This window comes from Stackebrandtia albiflava, assembly GCF_007994225.1.
GTDB classification, from domain to species: Bacteria; Actinomycetota; Actinomycetes; order Mycobacteriales; family Micromonosporaceae; genus Stackebrandtia; species Stackebrandtia albiflava.
The window spans coordinates 372,093-395,907 of the sequence record NZ_VLLL01000005.1 but is presented as its reverse complement, the minus strand read 5'-3'; the positions used below and the strand labels follow the sequence as shown (position 1 = coordinate 395,907).

24 protein-coding genes and 2 pseudogenes are annotated in these 23,815 nt (G+C 70.7%); 4 read left to right on the top strand and 22 right to left on the bottom strand.

Annotation, left to right across the window (positions count from 1 at the left end; translation table 11 throughout):
* Nucleotides 1-26: 26 nt before the first annotated feature.
* Nucleotides 27-875 carry a 30S ribosomal protein S2 gene (rpsB, locus tag LX16_RS02715; RefSeq protein ID WP_147132593.1) on the bottom strand — a complete coding sequence of 283 codons (849 nt, stop codon included), beginning with the start codon at nucleotides 873-875 and terminating at the stop codon, nucleotides 27-29.
* Between the two features lie 283 nt (nucleotides 876-1,158).
* Nucleotides 1,159-1,977 (bottom strand): hypothetical protein, encoded by an 819-nt coding sequence (locus LX16_RS02710; protein WP_147132590.1) that lies wholly within the window; start codon nucleotides 1,975-1,977, stop codon nucleotides 1,159-1,161.
* Between the two features lie 297 nt (nucleotides 1,978-2,274).
* Here LX16_RS02710 and LX16_RS28140 point away from each other — a divergent pair.
* Nucleotides 2,275-2,682: pseudogene (locus LX16_RS28140) on the top strand (M23 family metallopeptidase); the annotation flags it as partial.
* A 123-nt stretch (nucleotides 2,683-2,805) separates the two neighbouring features.
* Here the strand turns inward: LX16_RS28140 and LX16_RS02700 are convergent.
* Both LX16_RS02700 and LX16_RS02695 read right to left on the bottom strand, forming a co-directional pair.
* Nucleotides 2,806-3,972: an aminotransferase class V-fold PLP-dependent enzyme gene (locus LX16_RS02700; RefSeq protein WP_147132587.1), complete on the bottom strand. Its 1,167-nt coding sequence runs from the start codon at nucleotides 3,970-3,972 to the stop codon at nucleotides 2,806-2,808.
* An 18-nt stretch (nucleotides 3,973-3,990) separates the two neighbouring features.
* Complete coding sequence (locus LX16_RS02695; RefSeq protein WP_147132584.1) at nucleotides 3,991-4,905, bottom strand: tyrosine recombinase XerC; 915 nt, start codon at nucleotides 4,903-4,905, stop codon at nucleotides 3,991-3,993.
* A gap of 82 nt (nucleotides 4,906-4,987) precedes the next feature.
* Here LX16_RS02695 and LX16_RS02690 point away from each other — a divergent pair, with 82 nt between their 5' ends.
* The 3 genes from LX16_RS02690 (at nucleotide 4,988) to LX16_RS02680 (ending at nucleotide 8,091) form a co-directional block, all read left to right on the top strand.
* Nucleotides 4,988-5,341: a YraN family protein gene (locus LX16_RS02690; RefSeq protein WP_147132582.1), complete on the top strand. Its 354-nt coding sequence runs from the start codon at nucleotides 4,988-4,990 to the stop codon at nucleotides 5,339-5,341.
* The gene (locus tag LX16_RS02685; protein WP_147132579.1) at nucleotides 5,341-6,873 is read left to right on the top strand and encodes a YifB family Mg chelatase-like AAA ATPase; all 1,533 of its coding nucleotides are present in this window, start codon (nucleotides 5,341-5,343) and stop codon (nucleotides 6,871-6,873) included. The genes LX16_RS02690 and LX16_RS02685 overlap by 1 nt, the downstream gene beginning before the upstream one ends.
* A gap of 75 nt (nucleotides 6,874-6,948) precedes the next feature.
* A complete protein-coding gene (locus LX16_RS02680) occupies nucleotides 6,949-8,091 on the top strand; it encodes a DNA-processing protein DprA (protein ID WP_147132577.1) in 1,143 nt (380 codons plus the stop codon).
* Between the two features lie 25 nt (nucleotides 8,092-8,116).
* Here LX16_RS02680 and LX16_RS02675 read toward each other — a convergent pair whose 3' ends face one another.
* The 18 genes and pseudogenes from LX16_RS02675 to abc-f form a co-directional block, all read right to left on the bottom strand.
* The gene (locus tag LX16_RS02675; RefSeq protein ID WP_147132574.1) at nucleotides 8,117-8,440 is read right to left on the bottom strand and encodes a DUF2469 domain-containing protein; all 324 of its coding nucleotides are present in this window, start codon (nucleotides 8,438-8,440) and stop codon (nucleotides 8,117-8,119) included.
* Nucleotides 8,441-8,489: 49 nt separating this feature from the next.
* Nucleotides 8,490-9,170, bottom strand: a pseudogene (locus LX16_RS02670) (ribonuclease HII); the annotation flags it as partial.
* Nucleotides 9,155-9,619: an NUDIX hydrolase gene (locus LX16_RS02665; RefSeq protein WP_211354246.1), complete on the bottom strand. Its 465-nt coding sequence runs from the start codon at nucleotides 9,617-9,619 to the stop codon at nucleotides 9,155-9,157. The pseudogene LX16_RS02670 and the gene LX16_RS02665, both read right to left, overlap by 16 nt.
* Nucleotides 9,620-9,628: 9 nt before the next feature.
* On the bottom strand, nucleotides 9,629-10,330 hold the full coding sequence (gene lepB, locus LX16_RS02660) for a signal peptidase I (protein WP_244615649.1): 702 nt from the start codon (nucleotides 10,328-10,330) through the stop codon (nucleotides 9,629-9,631).
* A gap of 50 nt (nucleotides 10,331-10,380) precedes the next feature.
* On the bottom strand, nucleotides 10,381-11,010 hold the full coding sequence (gene lepB / locus LX16_RS02655) for a signal peptidase I (protein WP_345740706.1): 630 nt from the start codon (nucleotides 11,008-11,010) through the stop codon (nucleotides 10,381-10,383).
* A 31-nt stretch (nucleotides 11,011-11,041) separates the two neighbouring features.
* Nucleotides 11,042-12,043 (bottom strand): signal peptidase I, encoded by a 1,002-nt coding sequence (gene lepB, locus LX16_RS02650; RefSeq protein WP_147132565.1) that lies wholly within the window; start codon nucleotides 12,041-12,043, stop codon nucleotides 11,042-11,044.
* Nucleotides 12,044-12,092: 49 nt separating this feature from the next.
* A complete protein-coding gene (locus LX16_RS02645) occupies nucleotides 12,093-12,887 on the bottom strand; it encodes an alpha/beta fold hydrolase (protein ID WP_147132562.1) in 795 nt (264 codons plus the stop codon).
* A gap of 131 nt (nucleotides 12,888-13,018) precedes the next feature.
* On the bottom strand, nucleotides 13,019-13,363 hold the full coding sequence (rplS, locus tag LX16_RS02640) for a 50S ribosomal protein L19 (protein ID WP_147132559.1): 345 nt from the start codon (nucleotides 13,361-13,363) through the stop codon (nucleotides 13,019-13,021).
* A gap of 154 nt (nucleotides 13,364-13,517) precedes the next feature.
* Entirely contained in the window at nucleotides 13,518-14,288 is a 771-nt protein-coding gene (trmD, locus tag LX16_RS02635) for a tRNA (guanosine(37)-N1)-methyltransferase TrmD (RefSeq protein WP_147132556.1), read from the bottom strand.
* Nucleotides 14,289-14,326: 38 nt separating this feature from the next.
* A complete protein-coding gene (gene rimM / locus LX16_RS02630) occupies nucleotides 14,327-14,833 on the bottom strand; it encodes a ribosome maturation factor RimM (RefSeq protein WP_345740707.1) in 507 nt (168 codons plus the stop codon).
* A gap of 36 nt (nucleotides 14,834-14,869) precedes the next feature.
* Nucleotides 14,870-15,097: an RNA-binding protein gene (locus LX16_RS02625; protein ID WP_147132550.1), complete on the bottom strand. Its 228-nt coding sequence runs from the start codon at nucleotides 15,095-15,097 to the stop codon at nucleotides 14,870-14,872.
* A gap of 1 nt (nucleotide 15,098) precedes the next feature.
* The gene (gene rpsP, locus LX16_RS02620) at nucleotides 15,099-15,605 is read right to left on the bottom strand and encodes a 30S ribosomal protein S16 (RefSeq protein WP_147132547.1); all 507 of its coding nucleotides are present in this window, start codon (nucleotides 15,603-15,605) and stop codon (nucleotides 15,099-15,101) included.
* Between the two features lie 268 nt (nucleotides 15,606-15,873).
* Entirely contained in the window at nucleotides 15,874-17,280 is a 1,407-nt protein-coding gene (gene proS, locus LX16_RS02615) for a proline--tRNA ligase (RefSeq protein WP_147132544.1), read from the bottom strand.
* Between the two features lie 91 nt (nucleotides 17,281-17,371).
* Entirely contained in the window at nucleotides 17,372-17,824 is a 453-nt protein-coding gene (locus tag LX16_RS02610) for a DUF4190 domain-containing protein (protein WP_211354244.1), read from the bottom strand.
* Between the two features lie 70 nt (nucleotides 17,825-17,894).
* A complete protein-coding gene (locus tag LX16_RS02605; protein WP_211354243.1) occupies nucleotides 17,895-18,902 on the bottom strand; it encodes a P1 family peptidase in 1,008 nt (335 codons plus the stop codon).
* A 26-nt stretch (nucleotides 18,903-18,928) separates the two neighbouring features.
* The gene (locus LX16_RS02600; RefSeq protein ID WP_147132538.1) at nucleotides 18,929-20,008 is read right to left on the bottom strand and encodes an amidohydrolase family protein; all 1,080 of its coding nucleotides are present in this window, start codon (nucleotides 20,006-20,008) and stop codon (nucleotides 18,929-18,931) included.
* A gap of 260 nt (nucleotides 20,009-20,268) precedes the next feature.
* On the bottom strand, nucleotides 20,269-21,855 hold the full coding sequence (ffh, locus tag LX16_RS02595; protein WP_147132535.1) for a signal recognition particle protein: 1,587 nt from the start codon (nucleotides 21,853-21,855) through the stop codon (nucleotides 20,269-20,271).
* Between the two features lie 193 nt (nucleotides 21,856-22,048).
* On the bottom strand, nucleotides 22,049-23,680 hold the full coding sequence (gene abc-f, locus LX16_RS02590; RefSeq protein ID WP_147132531.1) for a ribosomal protection-like ABC-F family protein: 1,632 nt from the start codon (nucleotides 23,678-23,680) through the stop codon (nucleotides 22,049-22,051).
* Nucleotides 23,681-23,815 lie beyond the last annotated feature (135 nt).

The window sequence follows — 23,815 nt, the reverse complement described above, 5'->3', positions numbered from 1 at the left end:
CGCCGTACGGCGTGCCGGGGCGACGATCAGGACTCCGAAGCCGGAGCCTCGGCGGCCGGGGCTTCGGCGGCCGGGGCGGGGGCGGAGTCGGACTTCTCCAGCAGCTCCCGCTCCCACTCGGCCAGCGGCTCCTCGGAGGAACCGCCCGCCGTGCCGGGCTTCTCGTCGTCGCCCTTGGCGGAGCCGGCGCGGGCGATCAGGCCGTCCGCGACCGCGTCCGCGATGACACGGGTCAGCAGCGCGGCCGACCGGATCGCGTCGTCGTTACCGGGGACGGGGAAATCGACCTCGTCGGGGTCGCAGTTGGTGTCCAGCACCGCGATGACCGGGATGCCGAGCTTGCGCGCCTCGTCGACGGCGATGTGCTCCTTCTTGGTGTCGACCACCCAGATGGCGTTGGGGAGCTTCGTCATGTCGCGGAGGCCGCCCAGGGTGCGGGCCAGCTTGTCCTTCTCCCGCATGAGCTGCAGGAGTTCCTTCTTGGTCCGGCCCTCCTTCGGGTTGCCGGACTGCTCCAGGATCTCGAGTTCCTTGAGCCGCTGCAGCCGCTTGAAGATGGTCTGGAAGTTGGTGAGCATGCCGCCGAGCCAGCGGTAGTTCACGTAGGGCATCCCGACACGGCGGGCCTGCTCCTCGATGGCCTCCTGGGCCTGCTTCTTGGTGCCCACGAACATCACCGAGCCGCCTTCGGCGACGGTGTTCTTGACGTAGTCGTACGCCTTCTCGATGTAGTCGAGGGTCTGACGCAGGTCGATCACGTAGATGCCGTTGCGCTCGGTGAGGATGAAGCGCTTCATCTTCGGGTTCCAGCGACGGGTCTGGTGGCCGAAGTGCACGCCGCTCTCGAGCAGCTGACGCATACTGACAACAGGCACTGCCTGGTTTCCTTTCTTCACGCACACGTCGCCGCACGGTGACGTGTGCCTCCTGGTTGTTCGCGGGGCAATCGCTCCCGCGCCTGGTGCCCGTTCGCCGACGGCCGTGAGATACCGGACGGATCCGGACCGGGAAGGCCGCCGCACCGTTCACGCCCCGCGGGGAGCGACGGTGAAACGCGCACGCGATAGTCGGCCACCGTCGGTGGCCGCCGGTGCACCAGTGTACGCGGTGTGCCGCCGTGGTCTCGTCGGCGTCGCCCTCACCGGTGGGACGGTGGGATCAGGCCGCCAGGCCCGCCGCCACCAGGAGCACGAGCCCGGTGAGCAGATGGACGTAGGGCGCCCGCAGCAGTGCGCTGTAGTGGTCCGGGCCCGCCTGGGAGCCCATGCCCAGCAGGGGGTAGAGGCCCCAGGCCGTCAGCGGGATGCCCGCGAACGCCAGGGCCGCCGACACCACCGCGGAGGGGTTGGCGAGACCGGTACCGCCGACGGTCGCGATCAGCATCCCGCCGACGAGCGCGATCATGGCGACCGCGACGACCGCGAGGAGGACTCCCAGGCCGGGGCGGCTGCGCCGGTACACGCCCTCGGCCACCTGTTCGGGGTAGCCACGCCGGTTCTGGCCGCCCGCCTGGGCGGGGACCGGCGGCGGCGCGGGGTGGGGCGGCGGGGCGGCCTGCTGCGTGACGGGGTTGTGCAGCCGGGTCGGTTCGTCCATCGCGCCGTACTGCTGACCGGCGGGTTCGGGATGGCCGCCGGAGACGGGTTGTCCACTGACCGGCGACTGCGGCCGGTAGGCGTCCACGCCCGCCGCGGCGGCCAGTTCGGGGTCGCCGTGGAGCGCGTCGGGCTCCATCCCGCCCTGCCACTGCGGGCCCGAGACCGGTGCCGCCTGTTCGGGGAAGGGGGTGCGCCGCGACCGGGAGGCCATCAGCTCGTCGAGCGAGACGTCGTTGGCCGGTTGGGGCCGGTCCGGACGGCCCATCGGCTCGGTGCGGTCGACGAAACCGGGGCGTTCCGCCGGTTCCGGTCGACGGTTCGGCAGTGGTGCGTCCCAACGGCCGCCGCTGCTGTCTGGGTAGTTCTGGCGTTCCGCCACTTGAGGTCTCCTTATGGGGGAAGTGCTGTACCGGTGCCCCGCCCGACTGTGGCACCGTACGGCAGGCGGGCCACGGTGACGAGTGGGGTTCGCCGGTGGGGTGCGGGAGGAGAGCCGCGTCACCGGGGGGTATGACTGGCCGTGTCGTCACGGGCCGAACGCACCCGGGACGACTATGACGGGAGTCACATCCGCCGTCAAGGAGTCCACTGTGGGTTTTCCACAACAGGGGCGTCGTCCACAGCCCGCCCGCGCCGGATTTGCCGACGGACGGGCGCGGCGACCAGCATTCTTCTCATGTCCACATCGATCGGCCTCCTGGCCACCGCCACCCTCGTCCTCGCGCTGGGCGCCGGATCGCTCGCCTCCGGCGCCGCGCCCGTTCCGGCCGGCGAACCGCGCGCACCGGCGTTCGACTGGCCGCTGCGGCCGACCACGGTCGTGCGCGACTACGCACCCGGCAGGCATCCGTGGAGCCCGGGACACCGGGGCGTGGATCTCGCGGCGGCACCCGGCCGACCCGTCCTGGCCGCCGGACCCGGCCGGGTGACCTTCGCCGGCCCGGTCGCTGGCCGGACGGTCGTCACGGTCCTCCACGACTCCGGCCTGCGCACGACCTACGAGCCGGTCACCGACCCGGCCGACCCGGGTACGGCGGTCGAGACCGGCACCCGGATCGGCTCACTCGCGGCCGGTCATCCCGGTTGCCCGGTCGACGCCTGCCTACACTGGGGCCTGCGGGGGCCGGGCGGATACCGCAATCCACTGTGGCTACTGGGGTACGGACGGATACGGCTGCTGCCCCGGCCCGGTCAGCCGACCGTGGCGCTACTCGGCGAGCAGGCCGGGGAGGCCGTCGGCGAGCCGTTCGTACTGTTCGGCACCGTTGTGGACGTGAGCGGCGATGCGCAACACGCCACGACCGTTCCAGCAGTTCACCGCCGTCTCGGTGCGCAGGCGGTCACGGATCCGCTGCCACAGCGCCAGTGCCGCCTCCTGCGTCGTCGCCACGCCCTCGGGAAGCGGAATCAACCGCATCGCCAACGGACTCGGCCGCCCGAGGTCGGCGGGATCCGTGTTGAGCGCCTTGGCGATGACCGCCTGCCCGTACGCGGCGAGTTCGGAGTTGTGCCGCCACACCCGTTCCAGGCCGAGTTGCGACAGGATCGCCGGCCCGGCGGGCGAGGCGATCCAACCGGTGTAGCCGTCGGTGCCGTGGAACTCCACCGACTCCGGGAAACCCGACGCCTGCCCGTAGGACTCCACCAGCGGCCGGATCCGTTCCCGCCGGTGCGGCGCGACGCTGAACAGCGCGGTGCCGCGCGGCGCGAACGCCCACTTGTGGACGTTTCCGATCCAGAAGTCGGCGCCCACCGCGGCCACGTCGGCCGGGATGTGCCCCGGGACGTGGGCGGCGTCCACCAGCAGCGGAACACCGCGGTCCCGCAGCGTCGCCGACACCCGCGCCACCGGGAACAACCGCGCGGTGGCGGACGTGATGTGGTCGAGGATCACCAGACGGGTGCGCGCGGTGACGGCCGCCAGGACCGCGTCGACCACCTCGTCGTCGGAAGCGTCCAACGGCACCGGGGCCACCCGGTGCACCACACCGCGCGAACGCGTGTAGGCGGCCACGTTGAAGTCGATCGACGGGTAACCGTGGTCGGTCGTGACGATCTCATCGCCGCTCGACAGGTCGAGCGAGTGCAGGGCCAGGGCGACACCGGTGGTGGTGTTGGTGACGAAGGCGGTCAGGTCGGCGTCGGCGCCGATCGTCGGACACACGGCCTCCCTCGCCAACCGGAGCCGGGTGGGCACCTGCGCGGCGAACGCACGGGGATCCCGTTCCGCCTCGTCCATCAGGAGACGTTGCGCGTGCTGGACGGGGAACGGTACCGCCCCCAGCGATCCGTGGTTCAGGTGGGCCATCCGCGGATCGAGGGAGAACAACGATCGTGCTCCGGGGATCGGCTGGGGCGGTCGTGGCAGGTTCATGTGCCTCCTCCGGCTCACTCAGGCTCGCGGATGCGCCTGATCGAACGCCCCTCGCAACCGCTCGGCGGTCACATGGGTGTAGATCTGAGTGCTGTCGATCGAGGCGTGCCCAAGCAACTCTTGCACACTTCGCAGATCCGCGCCTCCTTCCAGAAGATGAGTCGCCGCGCTGTGCCGCAGATCGTGGGGCGTCACCGCGGGTCCTCCGGCGGCGGTCTGCCGCCGATCCAGCAGCCGGCGGACCGAGCTGGGATGCAGCCTGCCGCCACGGACACCCAGGAACATCGCGGATTCGGTGGCGGACCGGCACAGTTCACCCCGGGCCGTCTGCAGATACACGCGCATGGCCCGCTCCGCCGGCGCACCGAAGGGGACCGACCGTTCCCTGGCCCCCTTCCCCAACACCCGGACGAGCCGCCGTGCGAAGTCCACGTCGGAGACGTCGAGCCCGCAGAGTTCGCTCACCCGGATGCCCGTGGCGTACAACGTCTCCAAGACCGCGGCGTCCCGCAGGGCCACCGGCGAGGTGTCGGCAGCGGCCACCGCCAGCAACGCCTCCGCCTGGTCGGGCCGCAACACCGACGGGGGGTTGCGGCGGACGGCCGGCCCGGTGAGCCGCGCGCCCACGTCGGTGTCCGCGAGCCCGCGCCGTACCGCCCAGTCGGTGAAGACCCGCGCCGCCGACACCTGACGGGCCAGGGTGGCACGAGCACTCCCGGCGGCACGCCGGGCCGCCAACCAGGCTCGCAACACCGACAGGTCCAAATCGGACACTCTGGCGACGCCCCGTTCCGCCGCGAAGGTCAACATCGAGACCACGTCGGCGCGGTACGCGCGGACGGTGTGCGGAGAACGACCCGCCTCGTCTCGCAGGTGGGTCGCGAACCGCTCCACTGCGTCGGCCGGTTCCGGTGGGAGTTCACGCGACGACATCACCCCATTGTCCCGCCCACCCGGCCGGGTGTCACCGGTTCACCGTCGACCGGACGCCTCCGCCCCGCGGAAGGACCGCACCGTGACTCCCGGTGACCGGTCGTCCCTCGGGCGGCGCGGCGAGGATCTGGCGTGCGCCCACCTCCGCCGCGACGGCATGCGGATCCTGTGCCGGAACTGGCGTTCGCGGCGCGGCGAACTCGACATCGTCGCCCGCAGCGGTCGGCTCCTGGTCTTCTGCGAGGTCAAGACCCGCAGGTCGGTACGGTTCGGAACGCCCATGTCGGCGGTCGGACCGGCGAAGGCGGCACGTATCCGACGGCTCGCCCAGGTCTACCCGCGGCCGGGATGGGCGACCGGGCGGCGGTTCGACGTCATCTGCGTGACGATCACCGGCACTCGGGCACTGCTCGACCACCGCCCGGCGGTGCTGTGATGCCGTACAGCACCACGCACACCGTCTGCCTGACGGGACTGGCCGGCCAGGTGGTCACCGTCGAGGCGCACATCGGCCACGGTCCCTCACAACTGGTCGTCACCGGCCTCCCCGACAAGACACAGGAACAGGCCCGGGTGCGGGTACGCGCCGCGTTCGAGAACTCCGGCGTTCCGTGGCCCGACGGATACACCGTGGTCAACCTGCTGCCCGCCGGGGTGCCGAAGTCGGGGCCGGGCGGTGATCTGGCCATCGCCGCGGCGATCCTGGCCGCCACCGGGGTCGCACCGTTGCAACGCTGCGAAGGGCACGTACTGCTGGGCGAACTCGGACTCAACGGCGTCGTCCGCCCCATGCCGGGCATGCTGCCGTGCCTGACGGCCGCCGGGCACGACGGCCTGCGATACGCCGTCGTGCCCACCGCCAACCTGACCGAGGCCGCCGTGGTGCCCGGATTGTCGGTACACGGCGTGGACGACCTGCGCCAGCTCATCGCGTGGCTGCGCGGTACCGCCGACCTCCACACCCCGGGTGACGCACCGGATCCACCGGCTCCCCCACGGCACCCCGACCTCGCCGACGTCGTGGGACAGGAGACACCGAAACGGGCCCTGGAGATCGCCGCCGCCGGCGGGCACCACGTCTTCATGGCGGGGCCGCCCGGCACCGGAAAGTCGATGCTCGCCGAACGGCTCCCCGGGCTGCTGCCACCGCTCGACGCCGGTCAGGCACTGGAGGTGACGGCGGTCCACTCGGTGGCGGGTCTACTGCCGGAGTCGGGCGGCCTGATCCGCCGTCCGCCGTACTCGGCGCCCCACCACACCGCGACGATGCCCGCGATGGTCGGCGGTGGCGGCCACCGGCTGCGGCCCGGCGCGATGTCGCTCGCCCACCACGGGGTGCTCTTCCTCGACGAGGCTCCCGAGTTCCGCCGCGAGGTGCTCGACGCGCTGCGTCAGCCCCTGGAGGCCGACGAGGTGCTGGTGTGCCGGTCGGGGGGATCGGCACGCTTCCCCGCGCGGGTGCAGTTGGTGTTGGCCGCCAATCCGTGCCCCTGTGCCGCCACCGAACCGGCCGACTGCCGTTGCGGCCCGGCGGTGCGGCGTCGCTACCTGGGGAGGCTGTCGGGTCCGTTGATGGACAGGATCGACATCCGGTTGGAACTGCGGCCGGTCCCCGTCTCCGCCATCCTCACCGCCGAGCCGTCCCGGAACGACTCCGGCAGCGTGACCGCCCGGGTCGCGGCGGCACGGGAGGCAGCGACGGCACGTTGGCGCGCCACCGGTGAGACGTGGCGGTGCAACCGGGAGGTTCCCGGTCCCCGGCTCCGCGCGGCCCCGTTCCGGTTGCCGCCGCGCGTGACGCGACCGGCCGACCGGATGGCCGAGACCGGGCTGCTGACCGCCCGCGGTTACGACCGCGTCCTGCGCCTGGCGTGGAGCATCGCCGACCTGGCGGGCCACGGCCACCCCACCGGGGAGGACGTCGCCGAGGCCGCCGCCCTACGGACGGGCCACGACCCGCCCCGCTGAGTACGTGAGAACCCGCCCACCCGACCCGACCGACCGCCCAATCCGACCGACCGACCGACGATCCTGGAGGATCCCATGACACCGGAACACCGCGCACTCGTCGCACTGTCCATGTTGTACGAACCGGGGAACGCACTGGTGGGCGACGACGTCGCCAGGTTCGGTCCCGCCGACGCACTGCACCGGCTCGTGTCCGGCGCGTCCGACGCCGGACTCGCCGCCGCCGCGCGACAACGCCTCGGCGACCGGGATCCGGACGAGCTGGTGCGGTCGGTCCTACCCGCGGCCGAGGCGTGCGGAGCCAGGCCCGTGACACCACTGGACCCCGAGTGGCCCGCCCGGGTCGCCGACCTGGCGGGGCTCTACGACGAGTCCGACCCCCACACCCGTCCACCACTGTGCCTGTGGGTGCGGGGCGAGGGCCACCTCGCGGAACTGACCGACCGCTCGGTGGCCGTGGTCGGCGCCCGGGTCTGCACCGAGTACGGCCGCCACGTCGCCACCGAGTTCGGTTACGGACTGACCCGGCAGGGCTGGACGGTCGTCTCGGGCGGTGCCTACGGCATCGACGCGGCCGCGCACACCGGGGCGCTCGCCGCCGGGGGTGGAACCGTGTGCGTGTTGGCGGGCGGTGTCGATCGCGAGTACCCGGCGCGTCTGCTCCCGCTGTTCGACCGGATACGCCGCAACGGGCTGCTGGTGAGCGAGTGGCCGCCCGGTGCGACGCCACGCCGATTCCGGTTCCTGGTCCGCAACCGGGTCATCGCGGCGATGCCGCGCGGCACCGTGGTGGTGGAGGCGGGACTCCGCAGTGGAGCCAGGCACACCGCGCGGCTGGCCGCCGAGTTGGACCGGCCGGTGATGGTGGTCCCCGGGCCGGTCAACTCCCGGGCGTCGGCCGGGGTGCACCAACTCGCCCGTGGCCATCACCCGGTGCGGATCGTGACCCGGGCCGCCGACGTCGTGGAGGATCTGGGCGGCTGCGACACCGCGCTCGCTCCGGCTCCCGCGCGGGAGCAGCGCCCTCGTGACCGGCTCGGTGAGGTCGCCGCCCGCGTCCTCGATTCGGTGCCGCGGTCGGCCCCGGCCACGGTCGAACGGATAGCCGCGCAGGCCGGGGTCTCGGCCGCCGCCGCGCAACGCGTCCTTCCGGCGTTGGTGGCCGCCGGCCTGGCCAGGTGTGAGGAGGGACGTTATCGGCTACCCGAACGGATCTGACACGACCGTCGGGGACGTCCTCGGTTCAGGCACCGAACCCTCCCTCGGTCGGCAGCTCGATCTCCGGCTTGTCCAGTTCCTCGATGTTGACGTCCTTGAACGTCATGACCTTGACGTTCTTCACGAACCTGGCCGGACGGTACATGTCCCACACCCAGGCGTCGGACATCTCGACCTCGAAGAAGGTCTCACCGTCGGTGTTGCGGACGTGCATCTCCACGTGGTTGGTCAGGTAGAAGCGCCGCTCGGTCTCCACCACGTAGGAAAACTGACGCACGATGTCGCGGTACTCCCGGTAGAGCTGCAACTCCATCTCGGTTTCGTACTTTTCGAGATCCTCAGCGCTCAACAGTCATCCTCCGCCTCCGCTTGCTCAATTGTTACCCATGATGCGCCGTCGCCACCGGTTCGGCAGCTCGGGCCACGCCGGAGACCGCCGCGACGTTGGCGTAGCTGCGACGATGCTCCGGGCACGGCCCGTGGGCGAGCAGCGCCGCCTGGTGGGCGGGGGTCGAGTACCCCTTGTGCTCGTCGAAACCGTACATGTCGAAGCGGCGGTGGAGCTCGGTCATCATGCGGTCCCTGGTCACCTTGGCCAGGACACCGGCCGCCGACACGCACGCGGCGACGCGGTCGCCCTTCCACACGCCGAGGCCGGGGACGGGCACACCGGGGACGGGGAACCCGTCGGTCAGCACGTACTGCGCGGCGGGACGCAGCCGTGCGAAGGCCCGCCGCATACCGGCGAGGTTGCACACCCCCAGTCCCTTGGCGTCGACCTCGGTCGCCGGGATCACCACGACGGTGTGCGCCAGCGCACGCGCGAGGACCTCCTCGTAGACCTCCTCCCTGGCCTGCGGGGTGAGGAGTTTGGAGTCGGCCAGGCCGGGGACCCGCCCCCGCCTGCCCTCGGGGAGGATCACCGCCGCCACGACCAGCGGTCCGGCGCACGCACCGCGCCCGGCCTCGTCGGCACCGGCGATGTGGGCGAAACCGTGCCTGCGGAGCGTCTCCTCCAGGGTGTACATGTCCGGCTCCCGCCGGATCCTGGCGCGCCTGGGGTTCAGTGGGGACTGCATGGCAATCCGTCCAGTACGTCCGGCAACTCCACCGGGTAGTACACCTCCCTGGTGGCGCGCAGCTCCTCGGCGCTCCACCACGCGAACCGGTCCATCACCCCGACCTCGTCGGCCCGGAGCCCGGACATGTCTATCGTCGGGGCGTCCCGCCGCAGCAAGAAGAACACCTGACGTTGCCGGTACCGGCGGCCGTCGTACCAGAACTCCTCGGTGGTCTCGTGGACCGGCCCGGTCAGGTCGGCGGGCGCGACCGGGATACCGGTCTCCTCGGCGAGTTCCCGACAGGCCGCCCGGGCGTCGTCCTCCCCGGGTTCGACGCCTCCTCCGGCGGTGAACCAGAACTTGTCGTCCGGGTGACGCGGGTCGCAGCCCCGGAACAGCAGCACGCGGCCGTCCCGGTCGAGAAGCAGCACCCGGCCGGCCCGCCGTTCATGCACCTTCACGTCCACGGGCGTCGCCTACGCGGGGTCGGGGACACCGTCGAAGGTGTCCGGGATGCCCAGCCAGTCCCACCGGTCGAGCGGCCAGATGAGTACGAAGGCGCGTCCGATGGCGTTCTCGACGGGGATGGTCGCGGCCATGACGTCGCCACCGGAACGCACGTACCGTTCACGTGAGTCGCCGGACGCCCATCGGTGGTCCCCCATCACCCACAACCGGCCCTCCGGGACCGTGACGGTGAACTCCTCGTCGTCCTTGCTGGGTGACTGCTGAACACCGGTGTACGGGTCGGTGTAGAGGTACTCGGTCTCGTCGAGCGGGTACCCGTTGACGGTGATGACCCGGTCCTCCGCGCTGTAGGACACGGTGTCGCCGCCCACGGCGATGACCCGCTTGATGAAGTCCTCCTCCGCCGGGTCGCTGCGCCACTCCATCGGCGCCTGGAACACCACGACCTCGCCGCGTTCCGGCTCACCGAAGGTGTACTCCAGCTTGTTGGCCAGGACGTAGTCGTCGAGTTGCAGGGTGTTCTCCATGGAACCGGAGGGGATCCAGAACGACTGCACGACGAAGGACCTCACCACCAGCGCCACGACGACGGCGATGACCAGCAGGATGGGCAGTTCCTTCCAGAACGAACCCTTCTTCTTCTTGCCCTCGTCGTCGGTCGTGTCGGTCTCGTCGGCCGGTCGGGCCGCCTTGGCTTCGTCGTCGATCACAGTCATTGAGCTTACGTGCCCTCACCACACGACCGGGTGGCCCATAGGCGTCAGTCGCGAGACGCCGACCGCTCCGACCGGGACGCCGGGACCGCGTCGAAGGTCTCGGGAACGGTCAACCAGTGGAACCGCTCGAACGGCCACATCACGACGAAGGCGTGACCGACGACCGAGTCGACCGGGATGGTCGCCGAGGAGACGTCCCGGCCGGACCTGATGTAGTTCTCCCGTGAGTCTCCGGACGCCGAGCGGTGGTCGCCCATCACCCACAGCCGGCCCTCGGGGACGATCACGGTGAACTCGTACCCGTCCTTGCTGGGCAGGTCGGCGGCACCGCTGACCGGGTCGTGGTACAGGTACGCCGACTCGTCGAGTGCCCGGCCGTTGACCGACAGGCGACCCTCGTCGCGGCTGTAGGACACGGTGTCGCCGCCCACGGCGATGACCCGTTTGATGAAGTCCTCGTCCTCGGGGTTGCTCCGCCACTCCATCGGCGCCTTGAACACGATGACGTCACCGCGTTCGGGATCGGTGAACTCGTAGACCAGCTTGTTGACCAGGACCCGGTCGCCGCGTTCCAGGGTGTGCTCCATGGACCCCGACGGGATCCAGAACGACTGGAGGACGAAGGTCCGCACCACCAGCGCCACCACGATCGCGATGACCAGCAGGACGGGCAGTTCCTTCCAGAACGACCTCTTCTTCTCGTCTTCACTGGCCTCGGCAGGGCGACCGGTGTGGTTGTCGTCGGCGGCCGAAGCGGGTTCGTCGTCGATCACCACCGGAGTCTACTTCGACGGAACGTGACTCATCGACGTCTCTACGTATTCGCCTGGTTTCAGGGCCACGTCGCCGGCGCGACGGCAGCGGCAGCAGCGGCGGGATGAGCGGCACCACCGGGTTCGGGGTCCCGGCCGCCGTGTCGACCGGGGCGCCGTCGGCGTCGCCGGGCGGAACGGCCGCGAACGCCGCCGGGATCTCCAGGGCGCGCCAGTGGTCCTCGGGCCACACCACCGCTATCGCGCGGCCGATGAAGTTCTCGACGGGCACGAAGCCCTGGCAGCGGGAGTCCTTGGAGTCTCCGCGGTGGTCCCCCATCACGAAGACGTGACCGGGTGGCACGTGGACCGGCCCGAACCGGCGGGACAGGCAGTCGTTGGCGGCCGGGTCGGCCTCCAGGGCGGCGTCGTCGTACAGGTACTCCGACTCGTCCAGCGACACGCCGTTGACCACCACCCGCCCCGCGTCGTCGCAGCAGGAGACGGTGTCCCCCGGTATCCCGATGATCCGTTTGATCAGGTCCTTCTCGTCGGGGGCCGCGATGCCGATCAGGTCGCCCAGTACCCGTCCGACGTCCTCCAGGAGGGTCGTGTCGGTGGGCATCCGCACCTCCGAGGCCCACCGGTCGGTCCCCTTGAACACCACGACCTCGCCGCGTTGCGGTTCACGCAGCGCGTAGACCAGCTTGTTCACCACCACCCGGTCACCGACCTGCAACGTCATCTCCATCGAACCGGAGGGGATGTCGAACGACTGGACGACGAAGCTGCGGAGCAGGACCGCCGCGCAGAACGCCACCAGGAGCAGCAGCGGCAGCTCCACCAGCAGCGGAAGGTGCCTGCGTCGATGCGACCGGATGCGGCGCAGCCTGCTGACCGTGACCGCCGCCCCCCTGCGGGGCGGTGCGACGTCACGGGGCCGGGGGGCGTTCATGGGGGCTGAGCTTAACGGCAGCGCGTACTGCGGGGAAGTCACCGTCCGCTCACTCCATGGACTCGGCGACCCGGTCGAGCCATTCCGCCATGAGCGCCTTGAACAGGACGGGCTGTTCGATCTGGAGGTTGTGGCCGGCGCGGTCCAACACCGCGAACGTGGCCCTGGGGTAGTGGTCGAGGAGGCGGTAGAAGTCGTCGTAGCCGGTGACGGCGTCCTGCCGGCCGGCGAACACCACCGCGGGGCGGGTGAACGGCTCGCCGGATTCCGGCGGCTCGGCCAAGGCGTAACGCGCCGAGACCCGGTCCAGTGCCGCCATGTCGGCGATCCGGATGCCCGGCCACGCCTCGGCTTGGAACCGTCGCAGTGTCTCGGGGTCCTGGACCACGGCGATCGCGGCGTATTCGGCCGCCTCGCCGTCGTCGAGCCCGTCGAGGAGGCCCGGCGTCCTGACCAGCACGTCGGGGTCGGGCAGCGTACGACGTGACCGTTCGGGATACCCGATGGGACAGATCAGCGCCAACCCGGTCACCTGGGTGCCCCGCCGCGCGGCGAGGCCGCGGGCGATGTAGCCGCCGTAGGAGTCACCGACCAACAGGAACGGGTCGTCGCCCAATTCGGTGGTGACGAATTCGTCGACGGCGTCGAGCATGTCGTCGCTGCACGCGACGTCCCCGATCGGGCTGCCGCCCATACCGGGCAGGTCGGGGTAGACGCGGTGGTAGCCCGGCCGGTCGGTGAACAGGGGTTCCAGGCAACCGGTCATCAACCGGTGGTCGGCGGTCCAGCCGTGGACGGCGATCACCGGGATACCGGTCCCGAAGGCGGCGTAGTTGAGGCGCATCCGGGCAGGCTAGCAGCGGCGGGCGACGTCGGTGACACGACGAAAGGCCGACCACGACGGGTCGGCCTTCGACGTGAGGTCACGGTGTCACACACCTCCACCGCACGGGGCGGTGGTTCCGGTGCGGGACTCTAGTCGCGCAGTTCCTTGATCTTGGCGGCCTTGCCGCGCAGGTTGCGCAGGTAGTACAGCTTGGCCCGGCGGACGTCGCCGCGGGTCGCGACCTCGATGCGGTCGATGACCGGGCTGTTGAGCGGGAAGGTGCGCTCGATGCCGATGCCCGAGCTCATCTTGCGGACCGTGAAGGTCTCACGCAGGCCGGAGCCCTGGCGGCGGATGACCACGCCCTGGAAGACCTGGATACGCGACCGGCTGCCCTCGACAACCCGCACGTTGACCTTGACGGTGTCACCGGCCCGGAAATCGGGAATGTCCGCCCGTACGGAAACGGCGTCCAAAGCGTCCAGCGTGTTCATGGCGGTTAATTCCTCGCAGCTTCGCGGCGCGCACCCGTTGATGCGCGACAGTCGTACTCATGGTCTCGTGGTCTTCGCGCGTCGCGGTCCGTCCCCGGCCGTGTACCGGCGGATCCGGGACACGGTAGCTGGTGTGCCGCGCGCGGCAACCTCACTACTCTGCCACACCGGGTGGCGGTACCGCGAACCCGGCCCCCTCCAGGGTGGCGCGGTCCGCGGCGTCCAAGGCGTCCGGCGGTAGGCCCGCCAGCAGTTCCGGGCGCCGCCGTGCGGTCCGCAACAGCGACTGGTCCCGCCGCCACCGCTCGATACGCGCGTGGTGGCCCGACAACAGTACCTCCGGCACCTCGCGGCCTCGCCAGACGGCGGGTTTGGTGTAGGAGGGCGACTCCAGCAGTCCGGCGTTGTGTGATTCGTCGTCCAACGACTGCGCGTTGCCGAGGACACCGGGGATGAGCCTGGTCACGGCCTCCAGGATCACGAGTACCGCCACCTCCCCGCCGAACAGCACGTAGTCGCCGAGCGAGACCTCGGTGACCGGCATGTGCGCGGCGGCGTGGTCGATGACACGTTGATCGATGCCCTCGTACCGGCCGCACGCGAACATGAGGTGTGGTTCGGCGGCCAGCTCCACCGCCATGGCCTGCCGGAACGGCACGCCGGCGGGGCTGGGTACCAGTAGGCGCGGGGGGTTCGCGGGGTCGGCGAGCGCGTCGAACGCCTCCCCCCACGGTTCGGGACGCATGATCATGCCGGCGCCGCCTCCGGCGGGGCTGTCGTCGACGGTGCGGTGGACGTCGTGCGTCCAGTCGCGCAGGTCGTGGACGGCGACGTCCAGGATGCCCCGTTGCCGGGCACGGCCGATGAGCGACAGCTCCAACGGCGCGAGGTACTGCGGGAACACCGTGACCACGTCGACGCGCATACGGGGCCTCGGCGGATCGGTGGGCACGGGACCGGCGGTCACAGGTCCAGCAACCCCTCGGGCAGTGTGACGACCATCCGGCCACCGGGCACGTCGACGACCGGGACCATCGCGTGGATGAACGGGATGAGCGCCGGCTTGGCTTCCGACCGGTCGACGACGAGGGTGTCGTGGGCGGGCCCGTGTTCGATGCGCGCGACGGTGCCGACGGTCTCACCGGTCTCGGTCTCGACGCGCAGGCCGACCAGGTCGTGGTCGCGGAACTCCTCCGGGTCCTCCGGCGGGGGGACGTTGGCGCTGTCGACGCACAACAGGACGCCCCGGAGCGCCTCGGCGGTGTCCCGGTCGGCGACGCCGTCGAAGGTCAGCAGGAGTCGCCCCTGGTACCAGCGGACGGATTCGATGCGGAGCGGTCCGGCCGAAGCCGGGTCGGTGTGCACCACCGACCCGGCGACGAAACGCTCCTCGGGTTCGTCGGTCCTGACCTCGCAGATCAGGTCGCCGCGAATCCCATGGGGCCGGACTATCCGGCCGATGACGAGCAGCAAGAGACCAGTGCTCCTATACCGATGTCCCGCAGCTCAGTTGTCGAGGACCTCGACGCGGATGCCGCGCCCGCCGATGGAACCGACCACCTGGCGCAACGCCTTGACGGTGCGGCCACCACGGCCGATCACGGTACCGAGGTCTTCCGGGTGGACCCGAACTTCCAGTCGCTTGCCGCGACGTTCGTTCAGCATACGGACACGCACATCGTCGGGGTGGGTCACGATGCCTTTGACGAGATGTTCCAGTGCGGGCCGCAGCACGTCAGGACTCCTTGGGCGACTCGGCGGTGGCGGCGGCCTCGTCGGCCTTGACTTCCTTCTCGGCCGACTCCTTGACCTCGGCGGGGGCGTCGGTCGCCTCGACCTTGGCCTCGGCCTTCTTGGCGGTCTTCTTCTTCGGCGTCTCGGCCTTCTTCTCCTCGGCGTCGACACCGGCGGCCTTGGCCTCGGCCTCGTACAGCGCACCCTTGTCGGGCTTCGCCGCGGCGACCTTCAACGGCTCCGGGGCGGGCAGGCCCTTGAACTTCTGCCAGTCACCGGTCTTGGAGAGGATGGCCTTGACCGGGTCGGACGGCTGCGCGCCGACGCTCAGCCAGTACTGCACCCGGTCGGACTTGACCTCGATGCGCGAGGGCTCCTCCTTGGGGTGGTACAGCCCCACGAATTCGATCGCCCGGCCGTCCCGCTTGGTGCGGGAGTCGGCGACGACGATGCGGTACTGCGGGTGGCGGATCTTGCCCATCCGCAGAAGTCGGATCTTAACTGCCACTGTCTTTACGGCTCCTGTAAGTGTGTTGCATGGCGCATCGCCACACCGCCACGTGGGGTTATGACGGTGCCGATGCCGAGGACGACAGCCTCACGCCACGTCGTTGAGAGGGCGCCGTGGACCGCGAGGACGTTTACCAGCCACCCATGCTAACCGACGCCTCCCGGTACCGCGCATCGACGTGGCGCTCCGTGTCGGCGCGGAACCGCCGATGACGCACGTGCCCCCGCCGCACCGGTGCGGCGGGGGCACGTGCGAGACGGGGGACTCAGTAGGCCCGCGCCAGGACGGCCACCAGGTCCGGCTCCTGGTCGGAGTCGGGGACGGTGCCGTCGGCCCGTTGCAGGCAGCGGACCGTGACGCCCTGTTCGGCGGCCTTGGCCTCGCCCTCCAGGCCGCACTCCGACCACGCCAGCCGGGCGAACCCGGTGCCGGCGGCCTCGACGGCCTCGGCCAGGGTGCCGACGTCGGTGGTGTTGTCGGAGCGGAAACGCAGCGCCTCGTCATAGAGGGCCTGCTGGTCGGCTTCCAGCGCCTGCGTCACGGCCTCGGTCACCGAGTCGAGCCCGACCGGCGTCTTGGAACCGTCGACGCGGCGCACCAGCACGGCCTTGCCCTCGGCGAGGTCACGGGGTCCGACCTCGATACGAACGGGGTAGCCCTTGAGTTCGGCGTCGACCGCGCGGCGACCGAACGGCACGTCGGTGCGGTCGTCGAGGCGGGACCGGACACCGGCGTCACGCAGGCCGGCGTGCAACGCGGCGGCGGCCTCACCGACTCCGTCGCCCGCCTTCACGGTCATCACGTACGCCTGCACGGGGGCCAGCCTGGGGGGCACGCGCAGACCCGAGTCGTCACCGTGCCCCATGATCAGGCCGCCCACCATACGGGTGGACGTTCCCCACGACGTCGTCCAGCAGTGGTGCTGCTTGCCGTCGGAGCCGAGGTACTGGATGTCGAACGCCTTGGCGAAGTTCTGGCCGAGCTCGTGCGAGGTGCCCATCTGGAGCGCCTTGCCGTCGCGCATCATCGCCTCGCAGGCGAAGGTGTTCAACGCGCCCGCGAACCGTTCGGCGGCCGTCTTGAGGCCGGTCAACACCGGCAACGCGAGTACGTTCTCCATGAAGTCGGCGTACACCTCGTGCAGGATGCGCAGTGTGAAGGCGTGAGCGTCCTCATAGGTGGCGTGGGCGGTGTGGCCCTCCTGCCACAGGAACTCCGAGGAGCGCAGGAACAACCGGGTGCGCAGTTCGTAACGCATCACGTTGCACCACTGGTTGAGCAGCAGCGGCAGATCCCGGTACGACTGCACCCACTTGGCCATGTACTCGCCGATGACCGTCTCCGACGTGGGCCGCACCACGACGGGCTCCTCCAGCTGCTTGCCGCCGGCGTGGGTGACCGTCCACAGCTCGGGCGCGAAGCCCTCCACGTGCTCGGCCTCGCGTTGCATGTAGCTCTGGGGGATGAGCAGCGGGAAGGAGGCGTTCTCGGTGCCGGTGTCCTTGATCCGGTCGTCCATTTCGGAGACCATCCGCTCCCACAGTGCGAACCCCGTCGGTCGGATCACCTGCTGACCTTTGACCGGGCCGTTCTCGGCCAGCTCGGCCTTGGCGACGACGTCTTGGTACCAGCGGGGGAAATCCTCGTTCCGAGGTGTGAGCACTTTTGCCATAACCGCAGATCATAGTGCGCGACCGTGCCCGGCCGACACTCCGTTTCCACGCGGCGCCGCCGCCCGGCGCGGCGGGCGGCGGACGCCCCGGTCAGAACTCGTTGTAGTAGTTGAAGTCGGCGTATCCGAACACCAGGACCAACACGACCCACAGGATCAGGACCAGGAAGGTCGCGCAGCCGAGGATGATGCCGGCGAGCGCCATCCCCTTGTTGGTGGCCTCCCCCCTGCTCGCCTTGGAGACGCCGACCGCACCGAAGATGATCGCGAGGATCGCCGTGGGCACGCCGGCGTAGCAGAGGCACAACGCGGGGATGGACACGATTCCCAGCACCATCGCGGCGATGCCGAGACCGTTCTGCGGCGCCTGGTATCCCATGGGCTGTTGCATGTACGGCGGCGCGGTGTACTGCCCCTGGTACGGGTCGTACTGGCCTTTCGGGTCCTGGTAGTAACCGGGAGCACCGGAATGCGGGGTCTGTGGGGGCGGCGAACTGCCGTACGGGTCGTGCGGCGGCTGATTACCGTAGGGATCGTAGGTCACATCGGCCAATGCTACTGGTCATGGGCGAATCACCGGTCGCCCCGGGAGTCGGCCGACAGCTCGGTCCGCGTCACCGGGCGACGTCGGCGACGAGGCCGCGCCAGTCGGGCGAGGTGGTCAGTCCCGGAAGCGTCCGGCCGAGGCGGCCGACGGTGGTGGCGGCGGCCAGCAGCGAATCGAGCACCATCTCCTCGACCACGTCGAGGGCGGCTGCGAACAGCGGATCGAGCGCGGAGTCCGGTGGTGGCGTGCCCGTTCCGGTCGAGAACGCCAGGCCGTAGTCGCCGCTGCCGTGGCTGTACGAGGCGCCGACCCGGCCCAGTCCGAACACCGCGCGGTTCGCCAACCGGTTGAGCTGCCTGGACTCCAGCGGCGCGTCGGTCGCCAGTACGAGCATGCAGGAGCCGGTGTCGGGTGGTCGTGGGGTATGCGGCGGTGGCGGGACCGGGCGGCCGAGTACCCGCAGTACGCCGCCGAAGTTGGCCTGGACGAGTCCACCCAGGGTCACGGTGGTGCCCTCGATCTCGACGATCCTGCTCGCCGAACCGATCCCGGCCTTGAACCCGAGTGCGCCGGTGCCGGTGCCGGCTCCCACCGATCCCATGGCGACCGGCCCGTCGTTCGCCCCGCCGACCGCGGCGAGCACGTGTTCCTCGGTGACCGGTCGGGCGCGGATGTCGGAGAGGTAACCGTCGTTGCACTCCCCCACCACCGGGTTGAAGGTGGTGACGTCGCCGAAGGCGGGTTCGCGGACGAGCCAACTGACCAGGGCGTCGGCGGCGCGGAAGGCCGACAGCGTCGCGGTGAGCACGATCGGTGACTCCAGCCGGCCGAGTTCGGTGACCTGGGTGGCGCCGATCAGTTTGCCGAAGCCGTTTCCGACCGAGATGCCCGCCGGGATCGGTGAGGCGGGTCCGATGCCGCGCGGCACGATCGCGGTGACTCCGGTGTGGACGTCGGGTGGCCGTCGCACCGTGGTGTGGCCGACGAGGACGCCCGGCACGTCGGTGATCGCGCCGTGCGGGCCGGTGGTGCCGGGCACGGCCAGTATGCCGAGGTCGCGCGCACGCGTGGTCACGGTCGTGGTCCCCTTTCCGACGGAGTTCACCGGATCACCGCACCGCGCAGGACGATGCGGGACGGCGTACGTACGGCGCGGAGGTCCAGCCTGGGGTCTCGGTCGAACACCACCAGGTCACCGAGCCGGTCCCCGAAGCCGAGCCACTCCCGGGCGCGCCAGCTCGCGGCCGCCAGCACCTCGTGGGCGGACATCCCGGCCTGTTCGTGGAGCAGCAGCATCTCCTCGGCGGCGAGACCGTGGTCGATGCCGCCGCCGGCGTCGGTGCCGACGAAGATCGGGACTCCGGCGTCGTGGGCGGCACGGACCACCTCGGGGAACTCCCGCTTCAACCGGCGCATGTGCGCGGCGTACACCGGGAACTTGGGATCGGCGTGCGCGGCGATGTCGTCGAAGGTGGCGATGTTGATCATCGTGGGCACCAGGGCGGTGCCGCGCCGCGCCATCTCGTCGATGAGGTCGCGGGACAGGCCGGTGCCGTGTTCGACGGAGTCCACGCCGGCGCGGACGACGGCGGCCACCGCGGTCTCCGAGAAGGTGTGTACGGCGACCCGGGCGCCGGCGGCGTGGGCGGCCTGGACCGCGGCGGCGAGCACGTCGGCGTCGTAGGTGGGTCCGAGGTCGCCCTCGCCGCGGTCGATCCAGTCGGCCACGAGTTTGACCCAGCCGTTGCCGAGTGCCGCCTGTTCGGCGGCCCGGGCGGGCAGCTCCTCGGGGGTGCACTCGACGGCGATGCCGCGCAGGTAGCGCCGCGGCGGCGCGAGGTGCCTGCCGGCCCTCACCAGGCGCGGCAGGTCGGGTTCGTCGTCGAGTTCCGGGTACGGGTACGGGGATCCGGCGTCGCGGATGGCGAGTACTCCGGCGTCCCGGTCGATGCGGGCGAACTCCCGGGCCTCGTCGAGGTCTTCGATGGGGATCGATCCGGGCTTGATGCCTATGTGGCAGTGGGCGTCCACCAGGCCGGGCAGCGCGTAGCCGCCGGTGGCGACGGTCTGTGCGCCGGGTATCGGTGTGAAGGTCAGGCGGTCGCCGTGGATGTAGATGTCTCGGGTGGTGTCGTCGGGCAGCCAGACGGCCCTGACGTGCAATGCCTGCGCCGGGTTCACGCGGTCAGCCTAAGGCGTGTCCGGCGGGCACCCGCACGCCCCCGAGGCGGGAGTCACGCGACCCGGCGGCGGAGGCTGAACGCCCGCTGAATAACCGATTGACACGGTTAGGCCCGTTTTGTCATGCTTCGTGCCGTGGGCCGGTCCGCCCCCTGGTCGGGGTGGGGCGTGCCACCGGCCGGAGAGCGGCCGAGTCACCGCCGCGCGACGGTGTCACCGGCGGCCGGGGTGCGGTGGGGCTCCACACCCCACCGCGCCGGTCACTTCTTCCGCTTCTTGGGTTTCTTCGGCTTCTTCCCGGCGAGCTGGCCGAAGTCGAGGTCGGGCACGTCGAAGGCGCCGCCGCCTTGCAACGCGGAGGGGTCGAACCCTGCGGGTGGTTGGCCGGGTGCCTGGCCGGGGAGCTGGCCGCCCAGGCCGCCGGGCAGGCCCGGCAGTCCACCGCCGCCGCCGCGGGCCTTGCGGGTGACGACCTTGCCCTTCTTGTTCTTGCGCTTGATGTTCGGCGACTTGGTGGCCTTGCGGCGGCCACCGGGCAGGCCCATCATGCCGCCCATCTGCTTCATCATCTTCTGCGCCTCGGTGAACCGGGTCAGGATCTGGTTGACGTCGTTGACGGTGGTGCCGGATCCGTTGGCGATGCGGGTGCGCCGGGACCCCTTGATGATCTTGGGGTCGTTCCGTTCGTCCGGGGTCATGGAGCGGATGACGGCGGTGACCTTGTCCAGATGCTTGTCGTCGATCTCGGCGATCTGGTCCTTCATCTGGTTCATGCCGGGCATCATGCCCATCAGGTTCGCGATCGGCCCCATCTTGCGTATCGCGATGAGCTGTTCGAGGAAGTCGTCGAGGGTGAAGCCGTCGCCGCCGAGCAGCTTCTTGGTCATCCTCTCCTTCTGGTCGTCCTCGAACGCCTGCTCGGCCTGTTCGATCAGGGTGAGGACGTCGCCCATCCCGAGGATGCGGGAGGCCATGCGTTCGGGGTGGAAGACGTCGAAGTCCTCCAGTTTCTCGCCGACGCTGGCGAACATGATCGGCTGCCCGGTGACCTCCCGGACCGACAGGGCCGCACCACCGCGGGCGTCGCCGTCGAGCTTGGACAGGACGACACCGGTGATCCCGACTCCGTCGCGGAACGCCTCGGCGGTCGCGACGGCGTCCTGACCGATCATGGCGTCGATGACGAACAGGGTCTCGTCGGGTTCGGTGGCGTCGCGGATGGCGCGGGCCTGCGCCATCATCTCCTCGTCGATGCCGAGTCGACCGGCGGTGTCGATGATCACGATGTCGCGTGCGTGGCGGGTGGCGTGCGCGAGGGACTCCCGGGCGACCTGCACCGGGTCGCCCACTCCGCTGCCCGGTTCGGGCGCGTAGACCTCGACTCCGGCGCGTTCGCCGAGGACCTGGAGCTGCTGCACCGCGTTGGGGCGTTGCAGGTCGGCGGCGACCAGCAGCGGCTGGTGGTTCTGGTCGCGCAGCCATTTGGCGAGCTTCCCGGCGAGGGTGGTCTTACCGGCGCCCTGCAGACCGGCGAGCATGATCACGGTCGGCGGCTGCTTGGCGAATTCGAGCCGGCGCGTCTCACCGCCCAGGATGGCGACGAGTTCCTCGTTGACGATCTTGACGACCTGCTGGGCGGGGTTGAGCGCCTTGGAGACCTCGACGCCGCGGCAGCGTTCCTTGACGCGGTGGATGAACGCCTTGACCACCGGCAAGGCGACGTCGGCTTCCAGCAGGGCCATCCGGATCTGCCGGGCGGTGGCGTCGATGTCGGCGTCGCTGAGACGGCCCTTGCCGCGCAGCGAGTCGAAGATGCCGGAGAGGCGCTCGGACAACGAGTCAAACACGAATAATCCTTGTGTACAGCGGAAACCTGGTCACGTCGGCTTGCCTCGTCGCCGTGGGTAGCACGGACGGGAGCACAGACACTACGAGCTTAACGACCCGGCTTCGGCTTCGGCGACTGCGCTGCGGTACCGGCACGTTCCGGCGGGCGCCCGTTCGCGGGGATCAAGGTCCCCCGGACGGACGCCCGCGCCCTCAGCCGGTCGGCGTCAGGTGGAGCCGGGGGCCGTGGTGGCCCCGGCGCATCCGGCGGTCGTGGGTCACGACGATCACCGCGCCCGTGAAGTCGGCCAGTGCGGCTTCGAGTTGTTCGACCAGGACCGGTGACAGGTGGTTGGTCGGTTCGTCGAGCAGCAACAGGTCGGCGGGACGACTTACCAGCCGGGCGAGTTCGAGCCGGCGACGCTGCCCGACGGACAGGTCGCACACCCGTCGTGTCAGTTCCCGCTCCCGGAACAGCCCGAGCCCCCGCAGTGTGTCGGTGTGTGCGTCGGCGGGGCCGGGACGTCCGGCGGCGAACGCCTCCAGCAGGGTGGCGTGGGTCGCCACGACCGGGTCGTCCTGCCGGAGCAGCCCGGTACGGCCGGTCACCGTCACGGTCCCGGAGTCGGGGGCGAGTTCCCCGGCCAGCACCGCCATCAGGGTGGACTTGCCCGCGCCGTTGTCGCCGGTGACCAGGAGACGTTCACCCGCCTTCACGACGAGCCCGTCGAGCCACAGCCGCCCGGCGACCCGCAGGCCGGACACCCTCACCACCTCGGCGCCGTCCGGCGCGGAGGCGGCGACCCGCCCGGTGAACCGCAGCGGTTCCGGCGGCGGCGGGACCGGGTCCCGGTGGAGGCGTTCCAGCCGTTCGGCGGCGTTGCGGATCCTGCCCATGGCGCCGTGCGCGCGGGATCTGGCCCGAAAGGCGCCGGCTCCGCTGAACGCGGCGGGCGCCTTGCGGGGGATTCCGGCGAGCCGTCCGGCGTTGGCGTCCAGCAGCGCGGTGTGCCGGGAGACCTCGTCCCGCCATCGGGCGTGTTCGCGCAGTCGTGCCTGGCGTTCCGCCTCCTTCGCCCGCAGGTATCCGGCGTAACCGGTGCCGAAGCGCCGCACGGTGCGCCGGTCGGAGTCGACCTCCAGCACCGCCGTCGTGACCGCGTCGAGGAAGGCGCGGTCGTGGCTGACGGCCACCAGGGTGCCCCGGTGGTCGCGCAGCCGGTTCTCCAGCCACGCGACGGCGGCGTCGTCGAGGTCGTTCGTCGGTTCGTCGAGCAGCAGCAGTTCGGGGGAGGCGGCCAGGGTCGCGGCGAGGGCGAGCCGGGCGCGTTCGCCGCCGGAGAGTGTGTCCAGTCGCCGGTCGGGGGCGAACGGTTCCCGTCCCAGACCGGCCAGCGCGATGTCCACCTCGAGGTCGGCACGGTAGCCGTCGCGGGCCTCGAACTCGGCGACCAGCGCGGCGTAGTGCGCGAGTGCCTCGGGCGAGTCGTCGTGGCGCAGCCGCAGTCCGGCGTCGGTCATCCGGCGTTCCAGGGCGCGCAGGTCGGCCAGTGCCAGGTCGACGGCGTCTCGCACGGTGGCGTGGCCGGGTAGGCCGAGTGTCTGCGCGAGGTGTCCCACTCCCCCGGGGGCGGCGACGGTGACGGTGCCGTTGTCGGGTGTGTCGATCCCCGCCATCAGGCGCAGCAGGGTGGACTTGCCCGAACCGTTGTCGCCGATGACGCCGACCCTCTCCCCCGGTGTGACGGCGAGGGTCACCCGGTCGAGGACGAGTCGGTCGCCGTAGCGCCTGGTGACCTCGGCCAGGGCGAGCTGGGTGTCGGCGAGTGTCGATCGAGTGCGCATGGTCCTCCTCGGGTCCGGGGTGACGGTGGTCGCGGTTCGCGGTGTGGTGGTCAGGTGTGCTCCTTCGATTCATACGAGACGAAACGTCTCGTCTCATCATAGCGGCGGATCCGGAGAACACAAGACGCCGCGTCT